At 37.1% G+C, this 21,841-nt stretch carries 18 protein-coding genes and 1 pseudogene; 1 reads left to right on the top strand and 18 read right to left on the bottom strand.

Annotation, left to right across the window (positions count from 1 at the left end; all coding sequences use genetic code 11):
* The first annotated feature begins 117 nt into the window (after positions 1-117).
* Complete coding sequence (locus RCG20_RS00435) at positions 118-1,275, top strand: M20 metallopeptidase family protein (RefSeq protein ID WP_308182277.1); 1,158 nt, start codon at positions 118-120, stop codon at positions 1,273-1,275.
* An 89-nt stretch (positions 1,276-1,364) separates the two neighbouring features.
* On the opposite strand, the gene pepF is transcribed toward RCG20_RS00435, so the two are convergent.
* The 18 genes and pseudogenes from pepF to abc-f all read right to left on the bottom strand — a co-directional run bounded on the left by pepF (position 1,365) and on the right by abc-f (position 21,542).
* Entirely contained in the window at positions 1,365-3,161 is a 1,797-nt protein-coding gene (pepF, locus tag RCG20_RS00430) for an oligoendopeptidase F (protein WP_308182276.1), read from the bottom strand.
* Between the two features lie 481 nt (positions 3,162-3,642).
* Positions 3,643-3,834: a DUF3934 family protein gene (locus tag RCG20_RS00425; RefSeq protein WP_308182275.1), complete on the bottom strand. Its 192-nt coding sequence runs from the start codon at positions 3,832-3,834 to the stop codon at positions 3,643-3,645.
* 193 nt (positions 3,835-4,027) lie between these two features.
* Positions 4,028-4,156: pseudogene (locus RCG20_RS00420) on the bottom strand (Sir2 family NAD-dependent protein deacetylase); the annotation flags it as partial.
* A gap of 397 nt (positions 4,157-4,553) precedes the next feature.
* Entirely contained in the window at positions 4,554-5,249 is a 696-nt protein-coding gene (narI, locus tag RCG20_RS00415; RefSeq protein ID WP_308182274.1) for a respiratory nitrate reductase subunit gamma, read from the bottom strand.
* A 137-nt stretch (positions 5,250-5,386) separates the two neighbouring features.
* On the bottom strand, positions 5,387-5,986 hold the full coding sequence (gene narJ / locus RCG20_RS00410) for a nitrate reductase molybdenum cofactor assembly chaperone (RefSeq protein ID WP_308182273.1): 600 nt from the start codon (positions 5,984-5,986) through the stop codon (positions 5,387-5,389).
* A gap of 3 nt (positions 5,987-5,989) precedes the next feature.
* The gene (gene narH / locus RCG20_RS00405) at positions 5,990-7,486 is read right to left on the bottom strand and encodes a nitrate reductase subunit beta (protein WP_308182272.1); all 1,497 of its coding nucleotides are present in this window, start codon (positions 7,484-7,486) and stop codon (positions 5,990-5,992) included.
* Positions 7,476-11,159, bottom strand: coding sequence for a nitrate reductase subunit alpha (locus RCG20_RS00400; protein ID WP_308182271.1), 3,684 nt, complete (start codon positions 11,157-11,159; stop codon positions 7,476-7,478). The genes narH and RCG20_RS00400 overlap by 11 nt, the downstream gene beginning before the upstream one ends.
* Positions 11,149-11,433: a hypothetical protein gene (locus tag RCG20_RS00395; RefSeq protein WP_308182270.1), complete on the bottom strand. Its 285-nt coding sequence runs from the start codon at positions 11,431-11,433 to the stop codon at positions 11,149-11,151. The genes RCG20_RS00400 and RCG20_RS00395 overlap by 11 nt, the downstream gene beginning before the upstream one ends.
* Before the next feature lie 16 nt (positions 11,434-11,449).
* Positions 11,450-11,740 (bottom strand): hypothetical protein, encoded by a 291-nt coding sequence (locus RCG20_RS00390; RefSeq protein WP_308182269.1) that lies wholly within the window; start codon positions 11,738-11,740, stop codon positions 11,450-11,452.
* Between the two features lie 33 nt (positions 11,741-11,773).
* Entirely contained in the window at positions 11,774-12,184 is a 411-nt protein-coding gene (locus RCG20_RS00385) for a hemerythrin domain-containing protein (RefSeq protein WP_308182268.1), read from the bottom strand.
* Positions 12,185-12,901: 717 nt separating this feature from the next.
* On the bottom strand, positions 12,902-13,894 hold the full coding sequence (locus RCG20_RS00380; RefSeq protein WP_308182267.1) for a zinc-dependent alcohol dehydrogenase family protein: 993 nt from the start codon (positions 13,892-13,894) through the stop codon (positions 12,902-12,904).
* A gap of 330 nt (positions 13,895-14,224) precedes the next feature.
* The gene (locus tag RCG20_RS00375) at positions 14,225-14,944 is read right to left on the bottom strand and encodes a DUF4386 domain-containing protein (RefSeq protein WP_308182266.1); all 720 of its coding nucleotides are present in this window, start codon (positions 14,942-14,944) and stop codon (positions 14,225-14,227) included.
* Positions 14,945-14,959: 15 nt separating this feature from the next.
* Positions 14,960-15,187 (bottom strand): helix-turn-helix transcriptional regulator, encoded by a 228-nt coding sequence (locus RCG20_RS00370; RefSeq protein WP_308182265.1) that lies wholly within the window; start codon positions 15,185-15,187, stop codon positions 14,960-14,962.
* A gap of 1 nt (position 15,188) precedes the next feature.
* Complete coding sequence (locus RCG20_RS00365) at positions 15,189-15,635, bottom strand: hypothetical protein (protein ID WP_308182264.1); 447 nt, start codon at positions 15,633-15,635, stop codon at positions 15,189-15,191.
* A 656-nt stretch (positions 15,636-16,291) separates the two neighbouring features.
* Positions 16,292-17,527, bottom strand: a complete 1,236-nt coding sequence (gene fabF, locus RCG20_RS00360; protein ID WP_308182263.1) for a beta-ketoacyl-ACP synthase II — start codon at positions 17,525-17,527, stop codon at positions 16,292-16,294.
* Between the two features lie 97 nt (positions 17,528-17,624).
* Positions 17,625-18,806: an MFS transporter gene (locus RCG20_RS00355; RefSeq protein ID WP_308182262.1), complete on the bottom strand. Its 1,182-nt coding sequence runs from the start codon at positions 18,804-18,806 to the stop codon at positions 17,625-17,627.
* A gap of 218 nt (positions 18,807-19,024) precedes the next feature.
* Positions 19,025-19,588: a TetR/AcrR family transcriptional regulator gene (locus tag RCG20_RS00350; RefSeq protein ID WP_308182261.1), complete on the bottom strand. Its 564-nt coding sequence runs from the start codon at positions 19,586-19,588 to the stop codon at positions 19,025-19,027.
* Between the two features lie 316 nt (positions 19,589-19,904).
* Positions 19,905-21,542, bottom strand: a complete 1,638-nt coding sequence (gene abc-f / locus RCG20_RS00345) for a ribosomal protection-like ABC-F family protein (protein ID WP_308182260.1) — start codon at positions 21,540-21,542, stop codon at positions 19,905-19,907.
* Between the last annotated feature and the right edge of the window lie 299 nt (positions 21,543-21,841).

Below are 21,841 nucleotides of genomic sequence, written 5' to 3'. Positions count from 1 at the left end.
AAAATAGTTTAGCTTTCTTGTATTATATTTGAATATATACTACAATGAGTTGTATAAAAATTCATCTACTATTTACCCTTATTCAATTAAATTAACCCTTAGAGACGGAGAATTCATATGTTAAAATCTAAATTTGTAGATTCAGAGTTAAAGGCTTGGACAATCAAACAGCGTCGACATTTTCATATGCATCCTGAGCTGTCGGGACAAGAATTTGAAACTGCTGAATGTGTGAAAAATCTATTAATTGAATTTGGACTTGAGATAGATCATCGTTTTTCTACACCGAATGTTATTGCCTATTTTAAAGGCACCGAAGGAAAGAAGACGATCGCATTGAGAGCTGATATGGATGCTCTTCCCCTTCATGAAGAAGGAAACAAGCCATATATGTCTACAGTTCCTGGTGTTATGCATGGATGTGGTCATGATGGACACACCGCAATCTTACTAGCAGTAGCGAAATGGATCAGTACAAACCAGCATCTAGTGAAAAATAATATTGTCTTTATTTTTCAAAGCTCAGAAGAAGCATCCCCAAGCGGCGCAAAACAACTTGTTGAAGAAGGAGTTTTAACTGATGTCGATCAGATTTTCGGAATTCATTTGATGTCAACAATGCCTCTAGGGAAAATTGGCTTTGCGACTGGATATGCAATGGCATCCTGCAATGATTTTGATATTACAATCGAAGGTAAAGGTGGACATGGGGGCCATCCAAACGACACTGTGGATCCAATCTATATTGCAACACATCTTATCCAGGCATTTCAATCGGTTGTTAGCAGAAATTTAAACCCCTTGCATTCAGGAGTCATTTCTTTTGGAGGGATGCAGGCCGGCAATTCTTATAATGTCATACCATCTGAAGTGAAACTAAAAGGGACGATTAGGGCTTTAACATTTGAAGCAGCTGAGTTAATGCACAAAAAAACAGCACAGCTTACCGAGTCTATTTGTGCAAGCTTTGGAGCAATAGGACACTATGAATTTATTGAAGGTACACCGACATTATACAATCATCCAGAGGCATGTGACTTTGCAAAAGAAATCATCAAAACGACTTTTGGTGCTGATGCCTTTATGTCAATAGATCCTGTCCTTGGAGCTGAAGACTTTTCCTATTATTTAAAGGAAAAAGTAGGTGCATTCATTAACGTCGGGATGCAAAGTGAGAATAGCCAGTACCCTCACCATCACCCGAAATTTGATATAGATGAGGATGCCATCCCCGCTGGGATCGAGTTTATGATTCAATTGGCGTTGAATGCATAGTTTTTAAAAAAAATTTTAAAAACAAAAACGGCCTTCAGAATCTGAAGGCCGTTTTTTCATTAAATATTAAAAGTTAATTTTTCCACTAATTAATTGGTTAGAGTTGAAAATTCAGTAACTAGCTGTTCGAAACGTTTTAGAGCATTTTCTATTGGCACAGGAGAGGTTAAATCTACTCCTGTTTTCTTTAATAATTCAAGAGGAAAATCTGAACCTCCACTCTTTAAAAATTCAATATAGGCATTCAGGGTGGCTGGTTTCCCCTCCAATAGCTCCTCAGCAATATGAATGGCTGACGCAAAACCTGTGGCATATTTGTAAACATAGAAAGGTCGATAAAAATGAGGGATTCTTGACCATCCGTATTTTACTTCTTCATCAAAAACCATTTCATCACCATTGTATTGTCTAAACAATGATTCGTATATTTGATTAAATGCTTCAACGTTAAGAGGTTTTCCTTCTTCAGCCATTTCGTGTGTTATTTTTTCAAATTCCGCGAACATGACCTGTGTAAAAAAAGTTCCTTTAAATTTATCAATAAAATGATTTAGCAAATGCTTACGGACTTTCTCGCTTGTTTCCTTTTTAAGTAAATAATGTATAAGTAGTACTTCATTTACAGTTGAAGCAACCTCTGCTACGAAAATACTGTAACCTGCAGAGATTCTTGGCTGATTTTTGCTTGAATACCACGAATGCATGGCATGCCCAAATTCATGGACCATCGTGAACATACTATCTAAATTATCATGTTGATTTAATAAGACAAATGGATGGACACCATAAACTCCTAGATTATAAGCACCAGAACGCTTTCCTGGCGTTTCGCGCACATCAATATAACGCATATCTTTAAATGTATTTAGAGTTTTTACATATTCGCCCCCGAGTGGAGCTAATGCTTTTAAGATCGTTTCATATGCTTCATCATAGGGAATTTCCATTTTCACTCCCTCAACAAGTGGAGCATTTAAATCATATTGACGAAGTTCATCCAAACCTAATTTTGCTTTTCTAAAGGCATTGTAACGATGCAGTGTTGCAATATTTGTTTTAGCTGCGGATATGAGGTTTTCGTAGACTTCTTTCGGAACCATGTCCCCGAACAATCCTTTTTCCAATGCAGAGGGATAATTTCTTAATCGTGCTGTCGTCGCATTGGTCTTAATATTGGCAGAAAGAGTTGAAGCAATTGTATTTTTTAGCTGCAGATATGGTTGATAATAAGCCTTAAAGGCCTCTCTACGTTTATCTCGGTCTTCATCCTCAATCAACTTAGAATACATTCCACGAGTTAATTCTACTTGAATACCCTCTTCATTGGTTACCATACCAAATTTAATATCAGCATTATTGATCATATTAAAGGTGTTACTTGGCGAAGAGAGTGCTTCCCCTAATTGCGATAAAATTTCCTCTTTTTCCTTCGAAAGCACATGTGCTTTATAACGATAAGATTCGAATAAATCTTTTTCAAAATAGTTTAACTTAGGTTCTTGGATTATGTATTCCTTTAGAGTAGCTTCTTCTAAACTTAATAAATAGGGAAGAAAAAAGGATGTTGCCGCACTAATTTTGACCCCAAGTTGCTTTGCTCGATCCTGGAGAGATTGTGCCAATGAATTCCTTGTATCCAAATCTTGTTGCAACATCCCATATACGAATACTAGATTGAATCGACTTGAAACATCTTCTCTTTCAGATAAATAACTGTAGAGAGATGATCCATCATGAATGGAACCGTCAAAGTGTTTTAATTTATCCGTCATCGTTTCAATATAACGATAATCCTTTTCCCATTCCTCTATGGACGGATAAATATCCGTAATATTCCACTTTTCTTGGTCAGGAACATCTGCCCTGGATTGATATTTATTGGTCACTGCCCATTCCCCCTGTTCAATTGTTAAAATAGCCTTTAAAAACAGTTACTGTTATATGTTGTGGAGAAATACCGAAAAAATAGGATGAAACTTATAAAAGAGTTAGCTCCCACTATTTTAACATAATGAGGTGTTAACTCCTTTATATTCCTCCTTAGGAGACAATTGTTTGTTACCAGATACACTGATAACTGATCACAACAAGGTAAAATGATATTTATTTGGGGATTTAACTGATAAAGTAAGAGATATGAAATGAGCTGCCGCACATATTTTAAGGGTTACCATGAACTAGTATAGAGTAAATAGTGGATGTCAAAGTCGAAGTGTTTGAGATGTTTTTTCGAAATAGCTTAATTATATTCAAATTAATTCCCAGTAAGAGGATAGTTGTAAGAGCGAAAAAATCCACCTAAGCCTGGAAGCTCTAGAGTGGATTATTTTTTAGCCCATATCAACTAAACAAATATTGACAATCAACTCAATTATCGGAATTGTCACCTTTGTTGCTACTCGTGTTCTTTGATCCAGCTGCTTTTTTAACACCTTTGCTAACATAGGGCTTAGCGCTCAATGCTTTATTGGCACTAACTTTCCATCGGTTCCAGCCCTTTTTATCGGTTCCTTTACCTGTTCCTTTACCCGTTCCGTTTTTAGCCTTTGCCTTACTCATACCACCACTCCATTACTATTGTATAGCAATTCTGCATCCACAGAAGTTATTTCCTATATCCTCGTCCATGAATTTTCTATTTTCCATAAAAATAAAATGCAAGATAGTGTAGTATAACATAGCATAAGTTCAAGTGCTAGAAACGCTCCAATTAATTTGTCCCATTTCAGAAATTAAACAACGAAATTTTTTGATAAATTCCAGTGTTTGACCTGAAATCCTTTATTCCAGATTCGGTACTAATTCCAGCACCTGTTAACACAACAATGCTCTTTGCATTTCTGATATGATCTATGCATGTTTTAATCCTATTATTTAGCATAATGTTCTCGCCAAGCATATCATTTGTAGGTTCTATTATTTTACCCTATCACTTCCAAAACTAAAGATAGATGCCTTGTGTTTAGCTTATTGCTAAAAGTTTGTTCTACTTAACTTACTCATCGTTTCGCCGATAAAATGGATTTTTCGCTGATATATCTATTCGTTTCGCTGATATAATGGATTTTTCGCCGATATATCTATACGTTTCGCTGATAAATGAATATTTTTACTGAAATATTCATTTATAAAGGTAATTTTTTATAAATGTATCCTATATTTTCTTAGATATTGTGTATTTTGAGGGATAAATTGCTCTTTTTTAAAAAATTACGTTCAATACAGCTTCAAAAAAACAAAAGCCTTTATTCTCACATAGAATAAAGGCTCCATCAGATTTAAATTTTATTTCTTTTAAAGCTGGAACGTGAACGATATTGTTGTGGTGCACGAAATGGGTATTTAACAGGCAAACTGTAAAAATGGATGAGACGTGTAAATGGAATTGAAGCAAATAGCCCAAACGCACAAATGACATGAATTTTAAAAACAAGCGGGATTCCTGCCATCAGTTGATATTTTGGTTGAAAAATAAATAGGCTTCGAAACCAAGGACCAATGGTTGTCCGATATTCGTATTCAACAACTGTCGTATTGTATATGATTGTCATGTATGCACCCAAGCCTGCTACAATGATCAATGCAATCACTGTAAAAAAGTCAGGAAATTTTGCATGGATCCGGACAGGATCAACCGTAATTTTGCGAATGAGCAAAATAATCAATCCAACAACAACCATTAAACCGGCTATCCCACCACCAAGAATAGCACCGGTGTGATACATTTCATCCGTTATTCCAAAAAATTCATAAACGCTTTTTGGCACAACAATTCCCATAATATGGCCAATAAACGCAAAGACAATCCCGTAATGGAAAAGTGGGGAACCAATCCGGAGCCACTTTTTTTCGAAAAACTCTGTTGAGGGTGCTGACCAACTTAATTGCCTGAATGCATAGCGGTACAAAACTCCAACAATCATAACAACGCCGGTGATATATGGAAAAATGACCCACCAAAATAGATCGTCCATCATCTAACCTCCTTTAATCGATTGATACATGATGTTTTTTAGCTAATCATAATTTATTTCCATAAATTATGATTGCGCATAAGTGCAACTACGCCTCTTTCGTCGCCCTTGGGGGCTCGCCAATCGGCGAGTTTTCTTTATTGGTACATAATCGGATAAGGCATTGGCTCTAAATCTGCTTCTTCTCGTTCTTGTTCGAGTTTCTGAATTTCTTCTGCTGTCGGCTTTGGAAATACCAACGACATTAGAACGGAGAATATCCCAAAGTAAGGGTGCTCGTCTGAAAGATGATTGAAAATTCTTTGGGTCGCCGTCGCGAGCCGTCTTTCAAGTCGTTCTTGATCAGGAAAGGTGGCAACAGCTAAAAATTCAAATAACATTGGCATGTAGTCGGCCAGTTCCCCTTCCACTCGTTCAAATCCAGCGATATTGATTATTTTTTGGAGCTTGATTAATGCTGCCCCGCGTTTAGGGCTATCTCCAAGTTCATGTGAAGTTAGGTATAAACCAAGATCTTTTTTTAGATCAAATGCTGCCACATAGGTTTCTCTTAACTCCTTTAAGGACATTGCCACTAACGGTTCAATTGCTTTTTCAACTGAATCTTTCGCATCAAATGAAAGAACATCATCCTGTAAAAATTCCCTGATCTCCGATAATTCTTGAAGAAACGTATCACTAGGATAACTTAAGATGCGGGAAGCAATGGTTAAAATCACCCTTTTTTGCTCTTCCATCACTTAGTTCCCCCTTTCAAACGGATATGTCACCATACCTTCAGGTGGAGCTAATTCCTCAATACTACAGGATCCTTGTTTATAATAGAGATCATCATCCATTTCTCTACGTCCTGTTGGAATTACAAAGCGCTCATTGTATTTCGAGACCGCGAGCAGCCTTGCCATATCTTCAGTCATTTCAATGGATATACCTGCTTCCTGCAGCAATTGGCTGTGCTTCAATTCATCGATTCCCCCTACTGTTTTAGCTCTCATATGAACCCTCATTGCGATTAGCTTCAAGAGTACGTTGCGAATTACCTCGGCATCATCAGCTGATAAAATAGATGCCAGGTATTCCATTGGAATTCTCATTTGGTCGACAGCTGGGATATAGCCATCTGTTGAGAGCTCGTCTTCATTCACAATGTGATTCATAATCGGGCTAAGCGGCGGTACATACCAGACCATTGGTAATGTGCGGTACTCCGGATGTAAAGGTAAAGCAATTTTCCATTTCACCGCCATTTTATAAACAGGTGATTCTTGAGCAGCATTTATCCATTCGTCATTGATCCCTGCTTTTCTAGCTTCCTCGATCACGTCTGGATCAAAAGGATCAAGGAAAACGGAAAGTTGTGATTCATAAAGATCTTTTGGATCTTCGACAGACGCTGCTTCTTTTACTCGATCGGCATCATATAAAAGGACACCGATATAGCGGATCCGTCCGACACATGTCTCTGAACAAATGGTTGGCAATCCCGCCTCCGTTCTTGGATAGCAGAAATTACATTTTTCTGCTTTATGGGTATTCCAATTGTAATAAACTTTATGATAGGGACAACCATTCATACAGAAGCGCCAGCCTCGGCATGCCTCCTGATCCACTAATACAATTCCATCCTCATCGCGCTTATAAATAGCGCCAGATGGACAAGATGCCACACATGAAGGGTTCAAACAATGCTCGCATATTCTTGGTAAATACATCATGAATGTTTTTTCGTATTCCATTGCGATATGTTCTTGCAGCTTTTGTACATTCGGATCTAGTGGAACGATTTCACTGCCGCCAGCTAAATCATCATCCCAGTTTGGGCCCCATTCAGGTTTGTCAATAAATTTTCCGGTAATCATCGATTTCGGACGTGCAACCGGAAGATTTTTCTTTTTCGGGCTGTTAATTAAATGTTGGTAATCATAGGTCCACGGTTCATAGTAGTCAGTTAAAGATGGCATATTTGGATTATAAAAAATACTGGCCAATTTCGTAATTGGTCCGCCAGCCCTAAGGGTTAGTTTGCCATTTTTATAGACCCATCCGCCTTTATAACGGTTGGTATCCTCCCATTGCTTCGGATACCCAGGTCCTGGACGTGTTTCGACATTATTAAACCACATGTATTCAGTTCCTGGTCTGTTAGTCCATGTATTTTTACATGTAACTGAACAGGTATGACAGCCGATACATTTATCTAAGTTCATTACCATAGCAACCTGCGCTTTAATCCTCAAGCCAATTTACCTCCTTTAATGGTCTAATAATGGCAATCGTATCCCGTTGATGCCCAGTTGGACCGTAATAATTAAAGCCATAGCTTAATTGAGAGTAACCACCAATCATATGTGTTGGTTTTAAGGAAATTCTGGTTACGCTGTTATGTGTACCTCCGCGCTTCTTGCTGACAGTTGTTGCAGGAACACCTAATGTACGATCTTGGGCATGATACATATAAGCCATTCCTCTTGGGATCCGGTAAGTGAGGACTACCCTTGCTGCGATTGCTCCATTCCGGTTGTAAACTTCAATCCAGTCGTTATCTTTAAGACCAATCGAAGCCCCGTCATTCTCATTCATCCAAACGGTTTGCCAGCCTCTAAACAAAGTAGACATGTTGGTCGTATCGGTAAACATCGTATGAATTCCCCATTTTTGGTGAGGGGTTAAATAGCGAATGGTTATTGATTTTCCGGTGTTTTCAACCTCTTTTTCACCTTTAATAAATGGACCATGTGCTAGTGGTGGAAGATATAATGGCAATCCCTCCCCGAAATCCAGCATGACTTCATGATCTAAATAAAAGCTTTGCCTTCCCGTCAGCGTTCGCCATGGGATGTTGTATTCTGTATTTACGGTAAATGGTGAATAACGTCTTCCATCCTTTTCAAGTCCACTCCAGACAGGTGTTGAAATCGCTTGGCGTGGCTGTGCCGTTATATCATTTAATGTATAGGCAGTTTCTTCATGCCCCGCAGCAATTCCCTCAAGTTTTTGACCCGTTTTTTCTTCAAGTGATTTCCAGCCTGCAACTGCTCGTTTTCCGTTGGTCGCACCTGACATCAACAGGATTGCTTCAATCGCTTGTTTGTCAGAATATAAATCAGGGTTGCCCTTTCCGATTCCATCTCGTTTTGATCCGCCGAGCTTGCTAAGTAATTCATCGTAAACCTTTTCTCCTGGTATCTTAACGCCTTTACTTCCATACCCTTTCTTAATCAGGGGACCAAGGGTGGTCATTTGCTGATACAGATTAGGGTAATCACGAGTAACAATTTGGAAGTTTGGCATGGTCTTCCCTGGAATGGCTTCAATTTCGCCATCACGCCAATCCTTTACGATTCCTCTAGGCTGGGCAATTTCATCTATGGTGTCATGCGCAAGTGGTGTCATCATTAAATCTTCACATGCAGGCAAATGCGTTTCTGCCAGTTCTGAGAACACTTTACTGAGTTCACGGAATGTATTCCAATCACTTTTTGCTTCCCATGGAGGTGAAATAGCCGCATTAAATGGATGAATAAATGGATGCATGTCCGTGCTGCTAATATCATACTTTTCATACCAGGTTGCAGCAGGTAGAACAATATCGGAAAGCAAACCTGAGCTAGTCATTCGAAAATCAATGCTTACTAAAAGATCTACTTTTCCAGTTGGTGGCTCGCCTTCTGCCTTTACTGTCTCTGGCTTCCAGGAATTTTCCGTATCTCCTAAAATTTGATCATCTGCACCAACTAAATGTTTGGTGAAATATTCATGCCCTTTACCGCTATCACCAAGTAAATTTGACCGCCAGTTAAAGAAAACTCGAGGGAAATTTCTTGGGTCGTCCGGATTTTCAATCGCCCATTCGATTTTTTCGTCTTTAATCTGCTTAACAATATAATCGATTACTTCTTGTTGATCGGTTGCACCTTTTTCCCTTGCTTCTGTAACGAGATCAACTGAATTTTGGGAAAATTGAGGAAAAGATGGTAACCAACCAAGCCTCGCTGCTAAAGCATTTACATCTGCTGGATGCATTTTATTGAATCTTCCACCCCAGTCCATTTGTTCTTCATCCAACTTCACCTCATAGCGAAATTGATCTGTTACAAAATAGAAAAAAGAGGTTCCGTTTTGCAAACGCTGTGGCTTTAACCAGTCATTTGCAAAGGCAACTTGCTGCCATCCTTCAAGTGGACGGACTTTTTCTTGTCCAACATAATGGGCCCAGCCTCCACCATTCACGCCTTGAGAACCTGTTAATAAAACAAGATTTAGAATAGCACGGTAAATTTGATCACTATGGTACCAGTGATTTGTTCCACCACCCATTGCAATCATCGATTTCCCGTTAGTGCGTGCCGCATTATCAGCAAATTCTCGGGCCACTTGAATAACGTGTGCACGATTAACCCCGGTAATACTCTCTTGCCATGCTGGAGTATAAGGTTGATTTTGGTCATTATAATTTATTGGAAAATCCCCTGGTAAATTTCGATTCACACCTGTATGTGACAACAGTAAGTCAAAAACAGTAGTCACTTTGATAAGATTTCCATCTTTATCTTTCAAATGTTTCACAGGAACAGACCGTTTCACAATTGAACCCGTTTTTAATGCAAAGTAAGGAAAATGGACCATCACATTTTCATCTGCAACATCAACAAAGCTTAATATTGGATCGATCTCTGTTCCATCTTCATTTTTCAATTCAAGATTCCACTTGCTCTCGCCGTCCCAACGGAAACCTTGACTCCCATTAGGTACTGCAAGTGCGTTTGTTTGTTCATCCCAAACTAGTGTCTTCCACTCACCAAGCTTTTTGTCATCTAAGATGTCCGATGCTCTTAAAAAAGTATTTGAACGATATCCATCTTGTGTTTCATTCAATGTCACTAAAAATGGTAGGTCCGTGAATTTTTTTACATATTGTGTGAAATAAGGGGTTTCTTTATCAACATAAAATTCTTTTAAAATAACATGAGTCATCGCCATAGCAAGGGCAGCATCTGTTCCAGCCTTTGCAGGCAGCCATAGATCAGCAAACTTATCGAGCTCTGCATAATCAGGACTTACACCTATGACCTTTGTACCGTTATATCGTGCTTCCACCATAAAGTGCGCATCTGGGGTCCGTGTTTGTGGTAAATTGGTTCCCCAAATTATAAAGTATTTAGTATTATACCAATCTGCGCTCTCCGGAACATCCGTTTGCTCCCCCCATACTTGTGGTGAAGCTGGTGGAAGATCCGCATACCAATCATAAAAGCTAAGAATCGTTCCCCCTATCAAGGAAAGGAAACGAGAACCCGCAGCATAACTAACCATTGACATGGCTGGAATCGGACTGAATCCTGCGATACGATCTGGACCAAATTTTTTGATCGTATAGATAGATGCACTTGCAATCATTTCCTGCGCATCTTTCCAATTCGCTCTTACAAATCCACCTTTCCCGCGAGCACTGACGTACTTAGTTCGCTTTTCTGGATTTCCTGCAATGTTTTCCCAGGCAGTAACAGGGTCAAAGCCATTCTTCCGTTCTTCTTTCCAAAGGTCATATAAATCACCACGAACATACGGATACTTAACTCTTACGGGACTATACGTGTACCAAGAAAAACTTGCTCCCCGAGGACATCCTCTTGGCTCGTATTCAGGGAAATCATCTCCTGTTGTTGGATAGTCTGTTTGTTGGGTTTCAGACGTGATGATTCCATCCTTAACATAGATCTTCCAGCTACATGAACCCGTACAATTGACTCCATGAGTCGAGCGGACGACTTTATCATGCTGCCAACGTCTGCGATAAAGCTCCTCTGAATCCCGTGGTCTGGGACTTTCTTCTGTCCAACCATCATTGATTCGTGTACCCTGTTTTAAATGTTTTAAGGTTTGGAATAATTTATTTTTCTTATTCCCCACTTGTCCCACTCCTTTTTATCAAATTTTCAATCGGATTGTAGCGATCTCCCAATATTCGAAAGCTATCTTCCCCTTCTTGCATTTCCTCAAGAAAAATGCGGAGGTTCCCTGCATTTGCTGCAACCAATATGAGCCGTTCAATCGTATCCAACTGGCTTATCTTATAAATGGAATCAATGACTTCTGGTGAAATCGTACCAAAACGCATCCGTAACAGAGCAATGAGGTCTTCGCGATCCTGTACCAACATGGCTTCATCTTCATATACAAACATGGCATTTCATCCTTTCCTATGGTTTCATCATTTTAAAATACTCGGCGATCAATGACTTTTCACAAGATTTTCCTACAGTTTGAATGAATTCAAGCAGTTCCTCATCTCTTTTTTCAATCATTTCATTGGTGAAAAAGTGTGACTCCGTTTGATTATGGCCTTCCCCGAATCGTAAAATCATTTCCAATCCACCATCTTGTTCAATAACATTGGCTCGATAATCATAGGAGTGAATATGTAACTTATCTAACTCCTTTTTCAAAAAATCATAAAGTTCGGGTTTTGCAATTTGTATCGGTCGTTCCATTCCTATTTCCCCCTAACATCGACCATTTTAAAGCTAAAGTAATAATTTCATTTCATCCTGATTATGCAATAAATCGACAATGATCATTGCATGAAACCTTTTCATAACATCTTGATTCACGCGAGCGCTAGCCAACAAATGTTTAATTTCTCCCATCAATAAGCGCAATAATTGATGATCGCGTGATAATGCAATAATTGTTTCTTTTAATTCAGGTGATTTGGTAACTAGTTCACTGTACAATCCCTCTTCTTCTGATTCAGCATGCGTCAGTGTTCGTGTCTCCCAATGCTCCACTAAGATATAGGCTACTTCCAAGGCTTGGCTATCTTTTTCATCCTTTAGGAGGTGATCAAGTAAATCCGTTAATTCCTGCGCCTCATGAATAGCTGCCTCATGAATAGATGTATGGCTGTCTTTATTTCGTAAAGCTGGTCCTGACATAAATTCACTTCCCTTCTAAAAAAATTCGAGATAAATCCCATGCGGAATTATATACTTAATTACATAACAGAGAGGTTATGCAAAAATCCCCTATTCATTAGATGTACCCAAAATTCCTGTAAAATATAATGTTTACAACTTAAATATAGTAATTAATGTGTAAAAAAGCAAAAATTACATATGCAACTATTTGAAAAAATCTAAATAATCAATAAAATTATTTATACAATGCATCTTTTTATTCATTTTTCGGCTTTACTAACAAAAAATCCCCATATAAAAAAAGACCTATTGGAGTTCCAAAAGGTTTCCTTGTGGAGTGCAAAACAGAAAATCAGTCAAAACTCTTGTTTCCACCATTTTTTTTCGGGTAAATTTATATAAAAAAAGGCCTTCATAGACTTGATGAAGGCCTTTTTTCTTGATGCTTGAGTGATTAAGGTCCTTCATAGCATTGATGAAGACCTTTTTTTTAGTTGATCGAGTGATTAAGGTCCTTCATAGCAGCGATGAAGACCTTTTTTTTAGTTGATTGAGTGATTAAGGCCCTTCACTTCAGTTCTTATTAGATTGAAAAATGGTGCCTATCCCACAGCGAGTTAATACGTAAACGCATTATGGACAGGCACCATTTCAGAAATTTATCCCTCAAATGTTTCCTTAAAAATTCAATATCAAGCCATTTCGTTATTTCATGGTAGTTGAATAATAGTTAATTCAATAGCTTGTCAAAAACACTTTCCCTTTGGTTGTTTTAGAAAATTCAACAACGTCAATAGCCTTTTTTACATTCAACAAGTCGTACTGAGAATCAACCTTCATCAAACGCAATTCTTTATTATTTATCAGCTTTATCAATTGATTAAAGGTTTCTTGCCATTTCTCTGCTGAGACATTATTATTCCAATTGCGTAAATGAAAGATATTAGCATTCACTTTTGCATTATCAACAATTTCTGCCCAGTTTACTTGTACCCCTGATAAAAGACCGATGGTTAAAAAATTGCCATTAGGGTGTACACAAAAAGCCAAGTCGTTTCCAGATGAACCTCCAATGGAATCAATGGCAGCAGCTGCACCAACTCCATTTGTTAATTCCATAACTGTTTCATAGAGTGGGACCTTAGTGGTATCAATGACATAAGATGCACCGAGTTGAAGTAGATCTTCTGTATATTTATTATTTCTGGTAACAGCAATCATTCGAAAGCCTAAGGCCTTTGATAATTGAGCGAAAATATGCCCAATAGCAGAACCACATGCATTGATTAATAAAACATCATTCGGTCTAATTTTTAAAACATCCCTACAAATCACCCATGCTGTAATTGGATTTATATACATCTGCGCGGCCGTAAAGTCATCAATTGAATCGGGTATAGAAACTGCAAATTCTGCAGATGTCTTAACAAACTCTTGCCATGTGCCTTCCCCGCGAAGAGGTAAAACACGTTTACCAATAAGATTATGAGAAACTAAAGAACCAACATCTTCTACAATTCCCACTCCCTCATAACCAGGAATATTCGGCAAAGAAATCCGATGAGAATATGACCCTCTAATTGGTATTAAGTCAGAAGGGTTTATTGGACGTGCTAACATGCGAACGAGTACTTCATTATCTCTTGGTGGCTCGATAGGTTTATATTCAACTTTTAACACATCTTTTGGGGCACCAAATTCGTAAAATTTAATACATTTTGCATCCAAAACAACAAGTCTCCTTAATATAATTAAAATTTCTTTAATTATATCATTTTCAACTACTTTACTTGTGTTAAAACAAAGCACCAGTTAGTGAAATTGGTCCTTATAAAATATCTGTAATTATACAAATAAATCCATAAATTTTACTTTATGGATTTTAGTAAAGTATTATTGTAGGAGGAATATTTTTAAAGTGAGGCAATTAAAAATGGTTGTATCCTATCTCTTTTGGTTATTATTCTCTTGCAAGAAAGTGTTGAATATAGTCTAAGGCTTACTTTCTAAACTGTTAACTCAATTCTGCTTCCGTCGGCATCTCTTATTTTTTATTTTTTAGGATTTCATTTCGGGTATTTTATTTCCGTTAAATAAGAGCCATATGGCTAATGTCAATTCCCCAATAATCCCAGGTAGGGCGACAATCAGTAAAAAAATGGTTTGGTAATCGTTGTAATTGGATAAAAGGACCTTTGCGAAATTGTCTATTAGATAGCCTATAGATGACAGTATCAACAAGATGCCAAGTAATCTTGGCATAAAGCCTGACTTGAATATCAAATAACCAACGACAAACAAATGAATGCCGAAAAATACCAATCCAATAAGCCAATCATTGTTAAATGCATTGATTAATAACATTACCTGAGCGTGTAACTGATCTGTTTCAAACACTGTCAGGTAGTCAGTACCATCTACTAACTGCAAAACACTCAAAAGATTATATTGGGAAGCTCCAAAAATAGCTGCATATATCAACCTAAACAACAACGCCAACAATGCAAGGTTCTTATTTACTGGCTTTAACAAAATATAAAGTGCCCAGGCTACCAAAACATCAAGGATGAGCACGATTATAAAGCTAGTAATACCGGTGCGAAATAACAACTCATTGGCAATGATGTTATTTGCAGTTGTTGCTGCATCTCCTGGTTTAATTAGACCCTCGAGCACGAAGAAATTTCCAAAAAAAGCAAGTATAAACATGAGTAGCAACCCAAATCCTGCGAATCTTGCATAAAATGGTGGTGATTTTTCGGCGCTGCTGCTTGCCATTTCAATCCCTCCCAATTATAGTGTTTCATTCTTTAACTCAAAAGAAAATATCTCCTCCAATGGTAAGTCGAAGACCAAAGCAATGCGAAAAGCTAATTCCAAAGAAGGAGAATAATTTCCTTTTTCGATGGCAAAGATGGTTTGTCGTGTAACACCTACTTTATCTGCTAGTTGTTGTTGCGTCATTTCATCATGATTAAAACGCAAGCTTCGAATATTGTTGCGGATTAGACATTTTCCCATCTTAAACTCCTCTCCGATAAAGATATATCTCTGTGATCATTCCAACCACATCAGATACAACCCCTGAAAAGACAAGAATGATGAACATGACATAATGTGGCACATCCACGACCAATGATCCCATTGCAAGAACAAAGCCCACTACAAACACATAATGAGAAATCGTTGTCGCTTTCAAATGAATTAACTTGTCTAGTTCATCAGAAAATGAAGGCTCTTTTTCATTAGTAGTTATTCTATAGATGATATTAAAAATAATATAAATGATGATTTTTGCTACAATCGATACCGCGATTAATAGAATGATGAAGGAACCCCAAAAGCTGAAAACATCTGTTGAATCAAATCGTCCTTCTTGGTACATGTGAAACACATACATAGAATAGAGCGAAAAAATCAGTAAAGTGCTAATTAAAGAAACGATATTTTTCTTTACTTGATAGGACATGTTTTCCTCCCTTTGTTTTCGGATTTTTATGGAAAGTAAAATTTTATATACATAGTGTATTATTTACTATACATTATGTTAATTATACTTTACATGTGATAACGAAAAAATTTAAACCTTGTTATTTAAAATACACCTTTTCCTCTGATTACCGCTAACGTCCTTTTTTGCTGTTCGTGGACATCTAAGTGCTCTTTTGGTTACCTCTAAAGCTTTTTTGCTGTTAACAAGCATCGAAAAAAAGCCCATATGTTGTCCCAAATAGAGCCTAACAACTCTGTTATCCTTGAAAAAAACTCAGATGCTTTCCTGAATAGAGTCTAATTGGCCCCGTTAATCACATACCAATAGACCGAGGTTAATAAAAAAAGGCAGAAGCACTCAAATAACTGAGTGTTCTACCTTTTAATATTGGGGGCTTTTTCAGTACCCTGACGTGTCAGGTGTTAATATTATATTCAGCTTTTTATTTTTTCCTACTTTTATATTCAACAGTCAGCGCATTCGATTTGGACTACCCTTATAAAATGTCCAAAATAATTCAATTTTCGTTCGTCAAAAGCTAAGGTTACTTATTTCTCTTTGACCATTAAAAAATAAGGAATGCCAACGTTGAAAAATATAAAACCTTCGATTAGCCATTTCTTAGATATTATCTATACAGAAAACTTCTTAAATGCCAACACCGCATTATGCCCACCAAAACCAAAACCATTAGAAATAGCATAGTTGATATTTGTCCTAACAGCTTTGTTAGGAACATAATCTAAATCACAATCTTCATCTGGTATTTCGTAATTAATAGTGGGAGGGGCAATATCATCCATGATACTTTTGAGGGTAATAACAGCCTCAATTCCACCAGCGGCACCGAAAAGATGGCCAGTCATTGATTTTGTAGAGCTCACCTTTAAATTATAAGCATGCGCACCAAAAACTGTTTTAATAGCTTTAGTTTCTAATTTATCTCCCTCTGGGGTACTAGTACCATGGGCATTTATATAATTTACATCAGTACGGTTGATATTCCCCATTTTTAAAGCTAACTTCATAGCATTTGCTGCTCCGTTATAGTCAGGAGAAGTAATATGATATGCATCCGTGGTAGCACCATAACCTACTATTTCGCCTAAAATGGTTGCTCCTCTTTCTTTTGCATGTTCATACTCTTCAAGAAATAAAACTCCTGCTCCTTCGGACATAACAAAGCCATCACGCTCTCTATCAAATGGACGACTTGCTTTTTCTGGAAAATCATTAGAAGTGGACATTGCTTTCATTCTTGCAAATCCTGCAAATGCTAACGGATGAATAGAAGCTTCAGCCCCTCCAGCTAAAATAGCATCAGAGTAACCATGTCTAATATTTAAAAAAGCTTCTCCAATTGCTTGATTACCTGTTGCACATGCAGAAACAGGCGAAAAACTGGGACCTTTAAAACCCGTTTTTATAGAAATAATTCCCGATGCCATGTTACTAATCATCATTGGAACCATAAATGGAGAAACTTTTCTTGGTCCTCTTTCAATTAACGATTTATGATTATCTGTTGTAGTATTAATTCCTCCAATACCTGAACCGATATAAACCCCTAATCGCTCCATATTAACTTTTTGTAAATCTAGATTTGCCTGTACTAAAGCCTGATGAGCAGCAGCAACAGCATATTGCACGAATAGATCATATTTCCCCAATTCTTTTTTATCGAGATATTGCTCTGGATCAAAATCGGTGATATAACCTGCAATTTGAGTATTGATATTGTTAAAGACATCAGATTGAATTTTTTTTATACCTGATTTACCTTCTAGAATATTACACCAAAACTCCTGAACATTGTTTCCTAATGGTGAAACGACTCCATAGCCAGTTACTACAACTCTCCTTATCAAAAATAACACTCCTTTATCATTCTTCTTTACATATCTATTTCAAAAGAGCTTTATGTTGTTCTAATATTTTCAAAACGCATCATTCCCTTCCACATTGTTAGTAGGATGATGAAGTTTTGGAATATGAACGATTAAATTTGACTGAATAAATCAACACATAGATAACGATAAGTACTGCAAACGAATTTAGTAAAATTAGCGAAAAATTCAAATTAAAAAATTGAGTCAGTACTCCGACCCCAACAACCGGAACAATAAATCCAGAGTAGGCGCAGAAATAAAAAGTAGAAATAACTCGTGAGCGCTCTTCCGGTTTCGGTAACAAACTAGCTAGCCTTAAAGTAACTTGAAACGTCCACCCACCACCAATAGCTTGAATGAAGATGGCTGCCCAAAGCATAAATAAACTCGATGTCTGACCAGAATAAACAATGCCCCATGATCCAAGAGCTAGTAGTAGAATTCCAAATCGGATCCGTATAACAGGATTACTCGGTCGTTGAATGAACTGAGACAAGGAAGCCCCACCCAAAAGTAACAAAATTAACAATCCAGAAACAGAGAGATTGGATGTATGAATGACATTTTTAGCAAATGAAGGTATTAGGGAAAGCGCGATTCCTTGTAGCGTGAACACAGTAAAGATTGGAAGCCCGATAAAAGACCAAAAATGGGAACGAATATTGCTAGACACACCGATTGAAATCTTTGTCTTAACCTGGTTCAGTACAAATGAATCCTCATGTTTTGGAAGAGATTCCAAAATTATTAAAGAGCTAATTAACATAACAAATAGAATCCAAAATGGTAAACGAAGCGGCTGTAGATGTAGATATTGCACTACTAAACCTGCAATTGCTGGCCCTAGACCAAAGCCGATAAGTACTGTTACTCCTGATAACTTGACTGCTGCGCCCACTTTATTAGGAGAAGTTTGTTTAATTAAAAATGCAGCAGCGGTACCTGTAAAGGCACCATATGCGATGCCCTCCAATATCCGTGCTACATAGAGCATCCAAACATCATAACTCTCCAGAAAAAGAATAGTTGATGCGATGGAAATCCATACACTACTGCGAAGCACCCTTTTTAACCCCCAAGCGTTACCTCTGGCTCCCACAATAAGCAAGGTCGGCAGTAGGAAAACAGCATAAATTGCAAACAAGATGGTAATATGCAGACTATTCAGATGGTAGTGCACACTGTATAAAGGGAATAACGATGTAATAAACGTGGCCCCAGTCGACATCATCAGAACAACCCAAAGCATTCTTTTCATTATTAAATACCTACCTTAATTTTAATTTTAGAGTTCCTTGAAAAATAAATTCAATCATATGATCAGATGTATGACCAAGAGTATAATCACACTCGGTCGTTTAAAGTGAAGAAATCTGATTTTTCATTAGCCATTGAACTCGCACTAATACGGTTTATTTTTTATTTCTTATTAATTTTACTTACTAGTAGATAAGTTTTTTATAAAAAAAACCGATCTTATGTTTTTCTTAAGAAACGGTTTATTTGTCCCAACACATCATTGAGTACATCGTCGCCTAGAACACGCCGGTATAATAATGCTCCCTTAATACTTGCCAAAATCATTATGGCGAGCGATTGGGTGTTTTCCGAACTACTCACGATTCCTTCAGTTTGCGCCTCTGTAACAATTTCATTTATAATCGAAAGTTCCAATCGACTGACTTCCTCAATTTTTTGTCGAACAATTTCTGGCAAAGATTCAAAATCTGTCTGCAACGAAGAAATAGGACAAATTTCAGTACACGAGATTCGTTCAGCTCGTTGCTGAATGAACTGCAGAAACTTTTCTTCGACCGTTAATGAGGAATCTTTTGTTGACAACAAGAAGTTCTGAAGACTTTGAAAAATACGCTCAGCAACAGCAACCCCTAAATCCTCCTTTTTCTCAAAATGATAATGGATGCTTGCCTTGGTTACGCTCAGCTCTTTAGAGATGTCATCATAGCTAAAGGCAACGTACCCTTTTTGTTGAATCAATTTTAACGCTAAATCAATGATTTGTGTTTTTCGATTTACCATGTACTGATATTAACTTACTAATAGGTAAGTGTCAATGATGTATAAAATACATTCGTTTTTCAAGTAGAAAATCAGCACAATTCTCATAAAAATAAGCAGAAAAAGCAATAAATGCTATTTATTTTCCGTTTTTGTTTGCATTAGAAAAAGCTGATTCATTTAATACTTTCATTGTATTTGAGGAAGAAACTAAAAAAAGAGATACTACCTAAAACGTAGTATCTCCCTGTTAAGCACCTTAAAATAATTCGTTCAACATAAAAACGTTTATCAAAATCATTTCATTTTAGTCCCTTATCCTGGGTTCCATCCTTACTTACAGATTTTCCAATCCCTTAATCTTTTGTGTAAGTTCATTGAATCGTTGGTCGAGCTCTATATATTCAGGGTTTTTTGATGATAAAAAGCTCAATTTCCCTAATACTTCTTGGCGCTCTGTTTCAAGCTTTAAACGCTGCTCTGCTAGTGAATCAACATGTTCATTTGATTGACTTATTTTCTTTTGAATACGATGATTTTCAAAAACTAACTGAACAGAAGTCGTTTTGCTTAAGAAATATTGATCGTGTGAAACAACGATCAATGTACCAGTATATTCTACTAACGTTTTTTCCAACTGCTCTCGCGAATGCAAATCTAAATGGTTTGTGGGTTCATCCAAAATTAGAACATCTTTATCTTCCAGTATATATTGCATGAGCTTACACTTTACGCGCTCTCCCATACTCATCTGTTCAATTGGCACAGACCACACGCTTGTTGTAAATCCTAAATGCTTCATTAAATTCTGAACCTTGCCCCGTTCTTTAAATGTTTCATGTTTAAATAATTGTTCAGGCGTTTGTTCTAGAGGTAAGTCAAATACTTGCTGCGTTAAATAACCAATATTTGCAGATGGCGACACCCAAATGTCCCCAAACGCTGGCTCCGTACCGATTACGATATTTAAAAACGTCGTTTTCCCACTTCCATTTGGGCCAATAAGCGCTACTTTTTCCCCGTGTTGAATAGTGAAATTCGTCTGTTCAAATAATAATTGTCCCTCAAACTCCTTTTTTAAATTTTTCACCTCTAAAAATCTTTTGCCGACCTTTGCATTTGCTTCTAATGAAAATCGAACAGGTTCATCTTCCTCAATACGTTCAATCTTTGTCTTCTCAAGTTCCTTCTCGAGACGTTTACGTTTAGATTTGACTTGTGAATCCATTCGTTTGGCTTTTACACGGTAATATTCTTTAAAGCTTTCTTGCTTCGTCGATTGTGCATGCGCTTTTTGCGACCACGATGTCAGTTCGTTTATTTGATTTCCAACGAGCTCGATTTTTTTTTGTTGTTTTTCGTACTCTCTTGCCTGAGTTAATCTTCTTTGTTCTCGAACCTTCAGACAATGTGAATAGTTTCCTTTTTGCTCAATTAATTTTGTATTTTCAATCGACCAAATTTTTGTCACAACGGCATCCAAAAAATATCTATCGTGTGAAACAACAATGATTGTACCAGAATAATTTTTTATTTGATTAACTAACAACTGTAAACTTTCCTTATCTAGATGGTTTGTTGGTTCATCTAATAAGAGTAGGTGCGGTGCTAACGCGAAACCTTTTGCAAGCCGAATTTTAAGCTTTTCTCCGCCACTTAATAATTCGTAAGGAACATCTGGAATATGCCATTTCGCCATTAGAGTAGCTTCTAATTGTGTAACATTATCAACTACGTAAGTTTGTTTCTCCTGATCCACTAAAAAGATATCGGTTTTGTGATTTTCCCATTCAACATTTCCCTCAGATAGTTTTACAGTTCCGAGTAAAATTTGTAAGAGCGTGGACTTTCCACTACCATTGCGGCCAATTAGACCAATCACTTCTCCACGGCCAATAGTTGCATTACTATCTTTAAATAGAATACGGTCATTAATTTCTAAACTTATATGATTTAATTTTACGATTTCTTTCATCGTATCACCCTTTCTTTTTCAAGGGAGAAAAAAATCCTCCCAAATAAATTTGGAAGGATTAGTTGCATTTTTCATAACAAAAAATAGCTATTTTAATGAATAGCATAAAAAGTTATATGGAAAATGGGCAGACTAATCCTATTTTTAAATTTGAAAAAAAAGTATTCTCAAATGTTTGAAATAAGATTAGTACTTCATCGGCCACCCATCATTCCCTTCTAATATGATTTAATATAGTTTACCCACAAAATAAACGAATGTAAAGAAAAGTTTAAGTGAGATCTCCTAAGGCAAGATAA

The sequence above is a fragment of the Neobacillus sp. PS3-40 genome (assembly GCF_030915485.1).
Classification (GTDB): domain Bacteria; phylum Bacillota; class Bacilli; order Bacillales; family Cytobacillaceae; genus JAUZPL01.
The sequence above is the reverse complement of the archived record's forward strand: the minus strand, read 5'-3'. Positions and strand labels throughout refer to the sequence as shown.

Coding starts and splice junctions, on each gene's coding strand:
- RCG20_RS00385 (WP_308182268.1), bottom strand. CDS start 12,184: ATGTCAGGACCAGCTTTACGAAATAAAGACAGCCATACATCTATTCAT.
- narJ (WP_308182273.1), bottom strand. CDS start 5,986: ATGGAAGAGCAAAAAAGGGTGATTTTAACCATTGCTTCCCGCATCTTA.
- abc-f (WP_308182260.1), bottom strand. CDS start 21,542: ATGAAAGAAATCGTAAAATTAAATCATATAAGTTTAGAAATTAATGAC.
- RCG20_RS00355 (WP_308182262.1), bottom strand. CDS start 18,806: ATGAAAAGAATGCTTTGGGTTGTTCTGATGATGTCGACTGGGGCCACG.
- narI (WP_308182274.1), bottom strand. CDS start 5,249: ATGGACGATCTATTTTGGTGGGTCATTTTTCCATATATCACCGGCGTT.
- RCG20_RS00435 (WP_308182277.1), top strand. CDS start 118: ATGTTAAAATCTAAATTTGTAGATTCAGAGTTAAAGGCTTGGACAATC.
- RCG20_RS00425 (WP_308182275.1), bottom strand. CDS start 3,834: ATGAGTAAGGCAAAGGCTAAAAACGGAACGGGTAAAGGAACAGGTAAA.
- RCG20_RS00375 (WP_308182266.1), bottom strand. CDS start 14,944: ATGGCAAGCAGCAGCGCCGAAAAATCACCACCATTTTATGCAAGATTC.
- RCG20_RS00365 (WP_308182264.1), bottom strand. CDS start 15,635: ATGTCCTATCAAGTAAAGAAAAATATCGTTTCTTTAATTAGCACTTTA.
- RCG20_RS00390 (WP_308182269.1), bottom strand. CDS start 11,740: ATGGAACGACCGATACAAATTGCAAAACCCGAACTTTATGATTTTTTG.
- RCG20_RS00350 (WP_308182261.1), bottom strand. CDS start 19,588: ATGGTAAATCGAAAAACACAAATCATTGATTTAGCGTTAAAATTGATT.
- RCG20_RS00395 (WP_308182270.1), bottom strand. CDS start 11,433: ATGTTTGTATATGAAGATGAAGCCATGTTGGTACAGGATCGCGAAGAC.
- RCG20_RS00370 (WP_308182265.1), bottom strand. CDS start 15,187: ATGGGAAAATGTCTAATCCGCAACAATATTCGAAGCTTGCGTTTTAAT.